Source organism: Methylotenera sp. N17 (genome assembly GCF_000799155.1).
GTDB lineage: Bacteria > Pseudomonadota > Gammaproteobacteria > Burkholderiales > Methylophilaceae > Methylophilus.
Map to the genome: position 1 here is coordinate 341,323 of NZ_JUGE01000001.1, position 12,483 is coordinate 353,805.

Genomic DNA, 12,483 nt, shown 5'->3' on the forward strand with positions numbered 1-12,483 from the left:
CTGTTGGCTCAATAAGTTCTCGCCATTACCCAACAAGTCACTTTAGCCGCACCAGCGGCTTTCAGTGTTTTGGCTAGCTCGTTTAAGCTGGCGCCGGAAGTCATGACATCATCCACAATCGCTACATGCTTACCCACAAAATAATCATCACAGGTAAACGCAGCTTTGATGTTGCTGACTCTACTTTTTAGCGGCAGGCTGGCTTGTGGCGGTGTATTTCTAATGCGCTGACAGTGATGCGTTGCCAATGGTTTATGCAACAACTTGGTGATACGTTTGGCCAGTTCTAATGATTGGTTGAATCCGCGTTGCTGTATTCTCGCTGGGTGCATTGGCATCGGTAACACACAATCAACATCGCTAGTACTCACGTGTTTTAAGCTGATGGCTGCAAATAGCCGCGCCAAATGCAATGCATGTTGATACTTGAGTGCTTGTAATAATGCGTTGATCGGGTATGCATACTCAAAGAGCGCATGCGTGGCATCAAAGAAAGGCGGATCAGTTAAGCAACTGCCACAGGTGTTGCCAGCAGCAGGCAGTCCGCATTGTGGGCAACCACTCAGTGCTTGCCATGGCAAATCTTGCCAACAATCTGCACAGATGCCGAGTGTGTGATGCGCTTTGGCCTCGCATAATATGCATGTGGGCTGCATGAGTTGGTTGAAAAATGGCTTAATATTGAACATATGATTAATTTTTAAACAGTTGTTTAATGTTTGCTTGGTTAAGCCTTAACAGCATATAATTCGGCATCTATTCAAATAACTACGTGTAAAGGGATGCCATGTTAGACACATCATCAGTCACGCCACCCACCGCTATTATAAACACAGATGCACTTACCCAAGGTAAAGGACAAAGTTGCCATACAGACCACGGCTACTCAGTGAATCGCTGGTCGGTCGATGAGATTGTGGCACTCTTTGAGTTGCCATTCAGTGATTTAATCCATCGCGCACAAACCGTACACCGTGAACACTTTGATCCAAATGCTGTACAAGTCAGCACATTACTTTCTATCAAAACTGGTGGCTGTAGTGAAGATTGCGGTTACTGTCCACAAGCGGCACGCTACCATACAGATGTAGAAAATGAGCCGCTAATGAAGTTAGATGACGTGTTAGCCGCAGCACAAGCAGCCAAAGACAATGGTGCCAGCCGCTTTTGTATGGGCGCAGCATGGCGTGGTCCAAAACAACGTGATTTAGAGCCAGTGTTGAAGATGATTTCTGAGGTTAAAGCCATGGGTTTAGAAACCTGCGCGACCTTAGGCATGCTGAAAGAGGGGCAGGCGGAACAGTTAAAAGATGCGGGCTTGGATTATTACAACCACAACTTAGATACCGCCCCTGAATTTTATGGCGATGTGATTACCACGCGCACCTATCAAGACCGTTTAGAAACGCTAGACCGCGTGCGTAGTGTGGACATCAACGTATGTTGTGGCGGCATTATTGGTATGGGTGAGTCACGCAACCAACGCGCTGGCTTGTTGGCACAATTGGCCAATATGGAGCGTCCGCCGGAAAGCGTGCCAATTAATCTGCTCACGCAAGTAGAAGGTACGCCATTGCATGGTACAGAAGAGCTAGACCCGTTGGAATTTGTACGTACTATTGCTGCTGCACGTATCACCATGCCACAGAGTTTTGTGCGTTTGTCAGCAGGTCGTCAAAGCATGCACGAGGGCATTCAAGCCTTGTGCTTTATTGCCGGTGCGAACAGTATTTTCTACGGTGAGAAATTGTTGACCACAGGCAATCCGGAAGCGGAAACGGATAAGAAGCTATTTGCCAAATTAGGCATTCACCCAATCTAGTATGTTACAGGCTCTACAACAGGAGTTAGATAAGCGCAAAGTAGATGGCCTGATGCGTCAGCGCCGCTTGCTGGATTCGCCACAAGCAGAGCACATCGTTGCAAATAATCAGGCATTTTTATCGTTTTGCAGCAACGATTATCTTGGTTTAGCCAATCATCCCAAGCTCATTGCTGCCATGCAAGAAGCAGCTGGTTTATCCGGTGTCGGTAGCGGTGCCTCTAACTTGATTACCGGCCATCATCGTTATCACGATAAGCTGGAAAAACGTCTTGCCCAATTTGTAGAAATGCCTGCCGCGTTACTATTTTCTACCGGCTATATGGCCAATATTGGCGTACTGGGTGCGTTAGCAGGCCGCGAAGATGCGATTTTTGCCGATAAGCTTAACCATGCCTGTTTAAATGATGGCGGTTATTACTCTTTGGCTGATTTCAAACGCTTTCCACACAACGATGTACAAGCACTAGAAATATTATTGAAAGCGAGCACTGCCAAGCATAAGCTGATAGCAGTCGATGCAGTCTTTAGCATGGACGGGGATATTGCGCCTTTGGCAGAATATCTAGCTTTATGTGAACGTTACGATGCCTATTTATATGTAGATGACGCGCACGGCTTTGGTGTGCTGGGTCAGCATGGGCAGGGGTCACTGAACCATTTAGGTTTAAAGTCACCGCGCTTGATTATGATGGCCACCTTAGGTAAAGCTGCTGGTGTGGCTGGTGCATTTGTTGCGGGTGAGCAAGTGGTGGTGGATTATTTGATTCAAAAAGCCAACAGTTATGTGTACTCCACACCTGCGCCGCCAGCATTGTCGGCCACGCTGCTTGCCTCTGTTGATTTGATTGCGCAAGGCGATGCGCTACGCAACCACTTGCAAACCCTCATTGCTACCCTCAAGCAGCATTTGCAGGTATCACGCTGGCAGCTCATGCCCTCCATCACAGCCGTACAACCTTTGCTGGTCGGCAATAATTACGAAACGTTGGCGCTGAGTGAACACTTGCAAGCACAAGGTATTTTGGTGCCAGCCATTCGCCAGCCAACTGTGCCAGTGAATACATCACGCTTGCGTATCTCGCTATCGGCAGCGCATCGTGTCGAAGACGTCATACGCTTGGCGGACACTATCAACCAAGCAGAAGCTGTGGTGCAAGTAGCATGAACTTTCTATTGATAACGACAAGGGATCAAGCATGAGTTGCCATGTAGAAATTATTGGTCAAGGGCAACCCTTGGTGTTGCTGCATGGCTGGGGTATGCACAGTGGTGTATGGCAACATCTAGTCAAGCGCTTGTCCGCACAATACATGCTCTATTTGATTGATTTGCCCGGCATGGGCAGCAGTCGTCCGGTGGAGCCATATCATCTGCATGCATTGGCAGATGAAGTAGCGCAAGTTATTCCAGGAGTTTCTGACATCATGGGCTGGTCACTGGGCGGTTTGGTCGCGCAACGTATTGCGCTCAATCAGCCAGACCGTGTGCGCCGCCTGATTTTGGTGGGCTCAACTCCTTGCTTTGTTTCATCGCAAGATTGGCCGCATGGTATCTCACCCGTGCATTTTCACAACTTTGCAGAAAGTGTGAACCGGGATTACAAGGCCACCATGTTGCAATTTTTAACCTTGCAATGCATGAAAGCCAGCGATGCGCGCGCAACGTTGCGTCAACTACGCGCTAGCTTTGAGCTGAAACCAACGCCTACGCAAACGACTTTAAATCGTTCACTCTCTATATTGCTAGACTCCGATTTACGCGAAGAGATCGTTACATTACGCAAGCCTACATTGTTAATTCATGGGGATCGCGATACCTTAGCGCCAGTCGCGGCGGCGCATTGGATGTCACAACATTTGCCGATCGCATTTTTACGTGTGATGGCGGGGGCTGCCCATGCGCCGTTCTTGTCGCATACCGATCAGTTTGTTGATACGCTTAACCAGTTTCTAGAGCCATAGATGCAAGATGCCTCAATGAAAGACGCCTATTGGATAGACAAAGCACGCGTACGTGCCTCGTTTGAGCGTGCAGCCCACACTTACGATGCCGCCGCCGTGCTGCAAAAAAATGTGCGGGAAGAAATGTTGGATCGACTCGATCTCGTCAATATCAAACCGCAAGCTATCTTAGATGCAGGTTGTGGTACTGGACACGGCAGCTTTGCCTTGCACAAGCGCTTTCCAGATGCGCATATGGTTTCTTTAGATTTAGCGATGGGCATGTTGCAACAAACCTATGCGCAGCAACCCACCTTAACACGCTGGATGTCACAACTCACCGGCAAAAAAAACTTGGTCTGTGCAGACATTGAGGCACTACCACTCGCCAGTGCCAGTGTTGATATCGTCTGGTCTAATCTGGCATTGCAGTGGTGTAATGATCTAGATCAAGCATTTACAGAAATCAAACGTGTGTTAAAGCCAAACGGATTGCTGATGTTCAGCACCTTTGGGCCAGATACGTTGAGAGAGTTGCGTATTGCCAGTGCGGAAAATGACACAACGACACACGTTAGCCGTTTTATTGATATGCATGACATTGGCGACGCCATGACGCGTGCTGGCTTTAATGCGCCAGTGCTGGATGTGGAGCATTTCACACTCACTTATGACGATGTGAAAAGTGTGATGCGCGATTTAAAATCTATCGGTGCGCATAATGCAACAGCAGGGCGGGTGCGTGGGTTGGTCGGCAAGGGATTTTTTCAGCAATTGGCCACACGTTATGAGCAATTCAGGCTACAAGATGGCAAGCTCCCTGCCACGTTTGAAGTAGTTTATGGGCATGCATGGAAATCAGCCGCTACTTCGGACCTCCCCTCTGGTGTGTCGCCTATAGCGTTTCGCGCACGCGGATAGTGAACAATGAAGCAGGCCTTTTTTATTACCGGTACAGATACAGGCATTGGTAAAACCTTTGTGGCATGCCAGTTAATACGCCAATATGTAGCACAGGGCTATCGTGTGGTGGGCATGAAGCCTATTGCCGCAGGCTGTGATCTTGTGGATGGACAATGGGTCAATGAAGATGTGAAGCTATTGATGCAAGCAAGTAATGTAGATGCACCGCTGCATTGGGTGAACCCCTACTGTTTTAAAGCCCCGATTGCACCCCATATCGCCGCGCAGCAAGAAAATATCGCTATTCAGCTTGAGGTCATTCTGCAAGCTTACCAAGCACTCACCGCATTGGCAGACATTGTGGTGGTGGAAGGCGCGGGTGGTTTGCTGGTGCCATTGCATGCTGAATTGACTATAGCCGAGTTAGCTGCTGCATTGAATATCCCGATTATTTTTGTAGTGGGGATGCGTTTAGGCTGCATTAACCACGCGCTACTTTCACTTGAAGTTATGCAAGCGCGTCATCTGCCGATACAAGGGTGGGTGGCCAACCCGATAGAGCCCGCCATGCAATGTTACGCAGAAAACCTTGCTACGCTACAGCAGCACTTTAAAGGCATTCCACAGTTGCAGTGTTAGTGCCTCGCACGCTTATATTGCAGTAGTGTGTACAACATGCGTGCTTGTCTTATTGCCTATGACCCATCAGGGCTATTGAGCGCGTAGCGTATGCCCATTATGATGCACCCAATCGCAGTTGTTACAGGTCAATCGTCAGCGAACCTAAGCACATAACAGTGATGATCAGTGAGTTTACCCGTATGGGCTATTGAGGGAAAAAGGGATAGCCCATATACTGGATTCAAGATTTTTAAATTTAACGTTTGTATAACTGGAGTAAAAAATATGAAGAAATTGTTGTTAGCGTTAACCATCGCGTTATCTGCAACTGCGGCGCAAGCAGAAGTGGTCAACCACTTAGCATTAAGCACAGCTGGTTCAGTAACATTCACAACAGAAGCAGCTGGCTACACACAAGGTCATGACGTCATTACTGGCGCAACTGGCGGCGTGTTTGGTCAATTATCTGCAACACAAGATACTGCTTTAACAGTAACGTTCTTGGGTAAAGAAGCTTGGAATGTAAACTTCTATATCGCTAACGGTTCAGAAGTTGCTGGTACATCTACTAGCGTAGTAAACGTAGGTGATTCATTCACATTCAACGTAGCAGCAGGTTTGATTGACTTTGGTTTTGGTGGTTCAAGTACTTCAGCTGCAGCTTCAAACTTAACAAACTACATCGGTAAAATTGCTTACATCGAAAACGACGGTTCTTACAAAGATGCGAACGGTAACCCATTTGCATTCTTAATCGGCTTCAATGACAGCGGTTCACCAGATGGCGATTACGATGACTACGTTGTTGGCGTAAGCGCAGTGCCAGTACCAGCAGCATTACCATTGTTGGCTTCAGCATTGGGTATGTTCGGTGTTGCACGTCGCCGTAAAACTTTAGCTTAATTCGCTAAAGTAATTAAAAAAACCTGCTACGGCAGGTTTTTTTACGTCTATATTTTGCGCAATGAATATTGCTTAGGGCGAATCAATCTCTATATAAGCCATGCTGCTGTATATATCCAATCACGGCTTGTGGGCATAGATAATCCGGATTTTTCTGAGCGCGGATAAGGCCACGAATCTGGCTGGAAGAGATATCTAAAGCGGTCACATCATGCATCGCAATCAGCCCATGTGATTGTTGTGATAATTGCGTGAGGTTGTGTGTTTGATGTTGTTGCAGCCATTGACGTAGCGGTTCACTTAGGTTGATCAAACTCCCACCATGTGGACGTGAAACGACGATGAGGTGGCAATACTCTAGAACAGATTGCCAGCGGTGCCATTGGTCAAAACGTGCGAATGCATCTGTACCGACGATTAAACATAGTGCATCTTGTGGATGTTCTGCATGCAAAGATATCAACGTGTCGATTGTGTATGACGGCCCGGTGCGCTCCAGCTCACGTGTATCCAGATGAAAAAGTGGGTTAGCTGCGATGGCAAGTTGCACCATCTCGGCCCTGTGCTTGGCCGCTACATCAGGCTCGGCTTTCAATGGTGGCTTGGCGGCGGGTAAAAACTTTACTTGGCTCAGTGCAAATGCCTCGGCAACCTCTTGTGCGATTCTCAAGTGTCCGTAATGTATCGGATTAAACGTCCCACCAAACACGCCAATGCGCTGCATGATTATCGTTACCCTTGCGCGGTGAGCCAGTGAAATGGTGCTGAAAGCTGACCCACCATCATCTTAGTTGCAGGATGGATTAGGCACGTACTTCACCATTACCAAACACAACGTATTTGAGTGAAGTCAGCCCATCTAAACCCACTGGACCACGCGCATGTAGTTTGTCCGTGGAAATGCCAATTTCAGCTCCTAGCCCATATTCAAAGCCATCGGCAAAACGTGTAGAAGCATTGACCATCACGCTGCTGGAATCCACCTCACGCAAGAACTGGTGTGCCTTGGTGTAGTTTTCCGTGATGATCGCCTCGGTATGTTGTGATGAGTGCTGGTTGATATGGGCAATCGCTTCATCTATGCCTGCCACTACTTTAGAAGAAATAATGGCATCCAAATATTCCGTGTAAAAATCCTCTTCCGTCGCAGGAATGGCTTCTTTCACAATTGCACAGGTTTCTTCGCAACCACGAATTTCAATGCCTTTACTCACCAGCATCTGTGCGAGCAATGGCAACGCTGTATGCGCAATGCTGCGTGCAACCAATAACGACTCTGCAGTATTGCAGGTGCCTAAGCGTTGTGTTTTTGCATTCTCTAAAATACGCACCGCTTTCTGTAGGTCAGCATCATCGTCCACATAGACATGACAATTGCCATCCAAGTGTTTAATCACTGGGATGCGCGCCTCATTGGAGATGCGCTCAATCAAACCTTTGCCGCCACGTGGCACAATCACATCCACAAAGGCTTTCATGGTAATCAGCTCGCCTACCGCGGCACGGTCGGTGGTCTCTACCACCAATACTGCGTTTTCAGGCAGCCCAGCTTTGGCAAGGCCTTCGTGGACTAGTTTAGCTAAGGCTTGATTACAATGAATCGCCTCAGAGCCACCGCGCAGAATGCATGCGTTTCCAGACTTGATGCATAAGCCTGCCGCATCAATCGTCACGTTCGGTCTGGCTTCGTAAATAATGCCAATCACGCCTAAAGGCACACGCATTTTGCCAATCTGAATGCCAGAAGGGCGGTACTTAAAATCACTCATTTCACCAATCGGGTCTGGCAGGCTCGCAATTTGTGTGAGGCCCTCTGCCATATTGGCAATGGATTTCTCTGTTAAGGTGAGGCGATCTAGCATGGCGTCATCCATGCCATTGGCTTTTGCAGCGGCGATATCTTGCTGATTTGCAGCCAGCAAAGCTTGTGCTTCGCGTTGAATCGCTGCAGCAATAAATAACAATGCTTGGTTTTTGGTCTGCGTATCCGCTTTAGCCATCGCGCGCGAAGCCTGGCGTGCCTCTTGCCCAAGTTGTTGCATGTAATGTTGAATGTTCATTCTGCCATTTTACCTTGTTCTTGATTTAATGCGAGCAAGGCCAAAACATAGCCGTGAAATTTCCAGCCAAGCATCCCCTTGCATCACGCCTTTGGCCATACGGTCAATGTCGCTGAGCTTTTGTAAAGCGGCTTCTACCTGACGCATGCTAAGTCGCTGCGCTGCTGATTTAATCAGGAGTTGCCTATCCCCAAACAAGCGCGCACTGGCCATGGCGGATTGTAAATTTTCACCTTGGGCTTCGGCTTGTTTAATGCGTAGTAACGGACGTATCAGCCAAATGAGTGGGTTCATCACGGCCACGGCTTGCTCACCTTCGTCTTGTAAGCCTTGCAATATGCGCACTGTGCGCTCGCTATCCCCTTGCAACATAGCCTCGCCCAATTGAAATGCATCAAAACGTGCTACATTCAGTACCGCTTCTTTGATTTGTGCAGCGGTGACCTCACCGGCCGGATATAACAACGCTAGCTTTTGAATTTCTTGGTGCGCTGCTAGCATATTGCCTTCTACCTGTTGCGCCATAAAAGCGAGCGCATCGTCATCCGTATGCTGCTGTTGTAACGCTAGCCGTTGTTTAATCCATGCAGGCAATTGACCAATCGTGACCTCTTTTAGTTCTACCACTAATGCGTGTGTCTGCAAGTTTTGATACCAAGCGCTATTTTTGCTCTCACGCTCTAGTGCAGGTAGGGTAATGATGGAGGTGGTATCCGGCATAGGCTGTTGCGCCAGTTCTGCCAGTACTTTTGCACCGTCAACACCAGGTTTTCCGCTGGGGATATGAATTTCCAGAATGCGGTGCGAAGAAAATAACGAAAAATGCTGATTAAATTGCGTGACGGTTTGCCAGTTAAATTGGCGTTCTACCAATAGGCTGGTGCGTTCTTCTGCACCGAGTTTGCGCGCATATTGTCTTATACAGTCTAGACATTCTGCTTTGGCCAGTGGCTCATCGCCGACCACAACCACCACTGGTGATACGGTGGTGGCAAGTTGTTTTGCTAAAGCGGCCGCGGAAATTTGCACGGATGTTGGTAGTTTCGGCTTATGGTTTTAGTTTGGATAGTCGACGAATGATGTTATTCATCACATCTTTTTGCATATTGAGATTGAGCTGCCTCTCCTCATTTTGCTTGGCCAATAAATTCGCATCGCTGTACGAAAAGTCCCTACGCGCTTCTACAGTTTGTGGTTGACTCCACAGTGCATCTTTCGCTGGTTTTGTACGGTAAATCACACGGTAATACAGCTCATACTCGCGTACCACACCATCGCCGCTCAATGAAAGGATGCGCTTCTCGCTTTCTTCCTTCATTAAATCAATTTCCATTTCGGCCTGACTTGGGTCGGTTGTCACGACTACGCCATTGGCTGTGATGGATTTCTTAAGCGCTTTGGTGATTTGCGTCTGGCCATTGACAAAAATGCTGGTAAACGCAAACTCGCTTGCACCGCGCAAATGAAATCCGCACGCAATCAGCGTTAAGCACAATACCGTTAGCGTTACATTTCGCATCCATTGCATCATCGTTTTATCCCACCACAATATTAATGAGTTTATTGGGTACTACAATAATTTTACGTACACTGGCATTTTCCAAATGCTTTTGCACAAATGGCTGGTTGACCGCAATCGCCTCAATTTGCGATTTTTCCATGCTCTTGGCAAGTGTAATGCTACCACGCAATTTGCCATTGACTTGCACCACGTACTCGACTTCATCTTGCACCATGGCGGATTGTAACGCTTCCGGCCAAGTGGCTTTGAGAATGTCCTCGCCAAACCCAAGCTCTTTCCACAATGTTTGCGTAATGTGTGGGGCAATGGGCGATAACAAGCGTAGCAAAATAGAAAAACCTTCAAATGCAACGGCTTGCCACTGTGGTTCGGCATCTTTTTGCACTTTTTCCAACGTATTGAGCAATTTCATGCTGCCAGAGGCCACAGTATTAAACTGCTGTCTGCCTAAGTCATAGCTGGCTTGTTTAAGTGTCATATGCACTTCACGTCTGGCTGCAGCTAGCCCGCCATTTAGTTTGCCGGAAATGGTTTGTTTTTCTTCGGGTGCTAGTGTGTAAGCAAAACTCCATACGCGTCTTAAAAAGCGATGCGAGCCTTCGACACCACTGTCTGACCACTCCAGCGTTTGTTCCGGCGGTGCTGCAAACATCATGAAGAAACGCGCGGTGTCTGCACCGTACTGTTCAATTAAGGATTGTGGATCGACACCGTTGCGCTTCGACTTGGACATGGTGCCCATGCCTTGGAAATCGACAGGCAAACCATCTTTAAGGGCTTTGGCGCCTGTAACTTTGCCATGTGCATCATGCAACAACTCCACTTCTTCTGGCGCAAAATACTCAATGCCGCCTTTGTCGGTACGGCGCGAGAAGATATGGTTGAGCACCATGCCTTGGGTCAGTAAGTTGGCAAATGGTTCGTCGTAATTCACCAAGCCTAAATCTCGCATCACCTTGCTCCAAAAACGGGAGTACAGCAGGTGTAAAATAGCGTGCTCAATGCCGCCAATATATTGGTCTACCGGCATCCAAGCGTTGGTCTCGCTATCCACCATCGCATCCGATTGAAAGCCACTGGCATAGCGTGCGTAGTACCAGCTGGAATCCACAAAGGTATCCATGGTGTCGGTTTCGCGCTGTGCAGGCTTTCCACAAGTCGGGCAAGTGCAATTGACAAAACTTTCTAATTTATTCAACGGGTTGCCTGAGCCATCAGGGACGCAGTCTTCCGGCAGTTTCACTGGTAACTGGTCATCGGGCACTGGTACATCACCACAGCTATCACAATGGATAATGGGGATAGGGCAGCCCCAATAGCGTTGACGTGACACGCCCCAATCACGTAGACGCCAATTGGTTTGCTTGTCGCCTAGGCCTTTGGTGTTGAGGTCAGCAGCAATCATGTCGACTGCCTCTATATAGTTTAAGCCATCGTAGGCACCGGAATGTACGCAAATACCTTTGGATTTATCGCCGTACCATTCCATCCATGCATAATCGGAGAATGTCTCACTCCCTACCTGCACTACTTGCTTGATGGGCAATTGGTATTTTTTTGCAAAGCCAAAATCACGTTCGTCATGCGCGGGCACCGCCATTACTGCGCCTTCGCCGTAGGTCATCAGTACATAGTTACCTACCCATACTGGGATGCTTTCCCCAGTGAGTGGGTGCGTCACAGTGAGGCCGGTGTCCATACCTTCTTTTTCCATGGTGGCCATGTCGGCTTCCATGACGGAGCCTTGTTTGCATTGCTCAATAAAAGCGGCCAATGCCGGATTGTTTTGTGCGGCGAGCGTGGCAAGTGGATGCTCAGCGGCCACCGCGCAAAATGTCACGCCCATGATGGTATCGGCACGGGTGGTGAATACCCATAGTTTGCCATCATCAATCAGCGCACCTTGTTTATCGGTAATGTTGTGGGTAAAAGCAAAGCGTACGCCCACGCTTTTGCCAATCCAGTTGGCTTGCATGGTTTTGACACGCTCTGGCCAGCCCGGTAGCTTGTCTAGGTCATCCAGTAATTGCTGCGCATAGCCGGTAATGTTGAAGTAATAGCCAGGAATTTCACGCTTTTCTACCAATGCACCCGTGCGCCAACCACGGCCATCAATCACTTGTTCATTGGCGAGTACAGTTTGGTCAACAGGATCCCAATTGACGACTTGGGTTTTTTTGTAGGCAATGCCTTTTTCTAGCATGCGTAAAAACAACCATTGGTTCCATTTGTAATATTCAGGTTGGCAGGTAGCGAGCTCTCGTGACCAGTCAATGGCAAAGCCAAGTGACTTGAGTTGCTTACGCATATACGCAATGTTGTCATAAGTCCACTTTGCTGGCGGTACATTGTTTTGAATCGCCGCGTTTTCAGCCGGTAAACCAAATGCATCCCAACCCATTGGCTGTAATACGTTGTAGCCTTTCATGTGATGAAACCGACTTAGCACATCGCCAATGGTGTAATTGCGCACATGCCCCATGTGTAATTTACCACTGGGGTAGGGGAACATGGACAAACAGTAGTATTTGGGTTTATCACTCGTGTATTTTGCGGCAAAACTTTGCTGCGTGTCCCACTGTTGTTGGGTTTGTTGTTCGATTTCTTTGAATGGATACTGCTGTTGCATGGTGGTTGAGCGCGAATTTGAATAAAACCGAATTATACCTTGAAACCCTTGCAGCGAATGAGGCTTGCAAGGCTAAATCC

General features: G+C 48.1%; 12 protein-coding genes. 6 read left to right on the top strand and 6 right to left on the bottom strand.

The annotated features are described in order from the left end of the window. Positions 1-8: 8 nt before the first annotated feature. On the bottom strand, positions 9-656 hold the full coding sequence (locus FG11_RS01735; protein WP_235276322.1) for a ComF family protein: 648 nt from the start codon (positions 654-656) through the stop codon (positions 9-11). A gap of 131 nt (positions 657-787) precedes the next feature. Here FG11_RS01735 and bioB point away from each other — a divergent pair, with 131 nt between their 5' ends. The 6 genes from bioB to FG11_RS01765 all read left to right on the top strand — a co-directional run bounded on the left by bioB (position 788) and on the right by FG11_RS01765 (position 6,192). Further along, complete coding sequence (gene bioB, locus FG11_RS01740; protein ID WP_020183915.1) at positions 788-1,822, top strand: biotin synthase BioB; 1,035 nt, start codon at positions 788-790, stop codon at positions 1,820-1,822. Position 1,823: 1 nt separating this feature from the next. Further along, positions 1,824-2,990, top strand: a complete 1,167-nt coding sequence (bioF, locus tag FG11_RS01745; RefSeq protein ID WP_047532750.1) for an 8-amino-7-oxononanoate synthase — start codon at positions 1,824-1,826, stop codon at positions 2,988-2,990. Between the two features lie 31 nt (positions 2,991-3,021). Next, positions 3,022-3,786, top strand: coding sequence for a pimeloyl-ACP methyl ester esterase BioH (bioH, locus tag FG11_RS01750; RefSeq protein ID WP_020183917.1), 765 nt, complete (start codon positions 3,022-3,024; stop codon positions 3,784-3,786). Beyond that, entirely contained in the window at positions 3,787-4,686 is a 900-nt protein-coding gene (bioC, locus tag FG11_RS01755) for a malonyl-ACP O-methyltransferase BioC (RefSeq protein ID WP_020183918.1), read from the top strand. Positions 4,687-4,692: 6 nt separating this feature from the next. After that, a complete protein-coding gene (bioD, locus tag FG11_RS01760; RefSeq protein WP_047532751.1) occupies positions 4,693-5,307 on the top strand; it encodes a dethiobiotin synthase in 615 nt (204 codons plus the stop codon). Between the two features lie 267 nt (positions 5,308-5,574). Next, positions 5,575-6,192 (top strand): PEP-CTERM sorting domain-containing protein, encoded by a 618-nt coding sequence (locus FG11_RS01765; protein WP_025223834.1) that lies wholly within the window; start codon positions 5,575-5,577, stop codon positions 6,190-6,192. 82 nt (positions 6,193-6,274) lie between these two features. Here the strand turns inward: FG11_RS01765 and nadD are convergent, their stop codons facing one another. The 5 genes from nadD to leuS form a co-directional block, all read right to left on the bottom strand. Next, positions 6,275-6,916 carry a nicotinate-nucleotide adenylyltransferase gene (gene nadD / locus FG11_RS01770; protein ID WP_047532752.1) on the bottom strand — a complete coding sequence of 214 codons (642 nt, stop codon included), beginning with the start codon at positions 6,914-6,916 and terminating at the stop codon, positions 6,275-6,277. 79 nt (positions 6,917-6,995) lie between these two features. After that, positions 6,996-8,252, bottom strand: coding sequence for a glutamate-5-semialdehyde dehydrogenase (locus FG11_RS01775; RefSeq protein WP_047532753.1), 1,257 nt, complete (start codon positions 8,250-8,252; stop codon positions 6,996-6,998). A 9-nt stretch (positions 8,253-8,261) separates the two neighbouring features. Beyond that, complete coding sequence (holA, locus tag FG11_RS01780; RefSeq protein ID WP_020183923.1) at positions 8,262-9,281, bottom strand: DNA polymerase III subunit delta; 1,020 nt, start codon at positions 9,279-9,281, stop codon at positions 8,262-8,264. 19 nt (positions 9,282-9,300) lie between these two features. Next, complete coding sequence (locus FG11_RS01785) at positions 9,301-9,783, bottom strand: LPS-assembly lipoprotein LptE (protein ID WP_020183924.1); 483 nt, start codon at positions 9,781-9,783, stop codon at positions 9,301-9,303. Between the two features lie 4 nt (positions 9,784-9,787). Further along, on the bottom strand, positions 9,788-12,403 hold the full coding sequence (gene leuS, locus FG11_RS01790; RefSeq protein ID WP_025223839.1) for a leucine--tRNA ligase: 2,616 nt from the start codon (positions 12,401-12,403) through the stop codon (positions 9,788-9,790). Between the last annotated feature and the right edge of the window lie 80 nt (positions 12,404-12,483).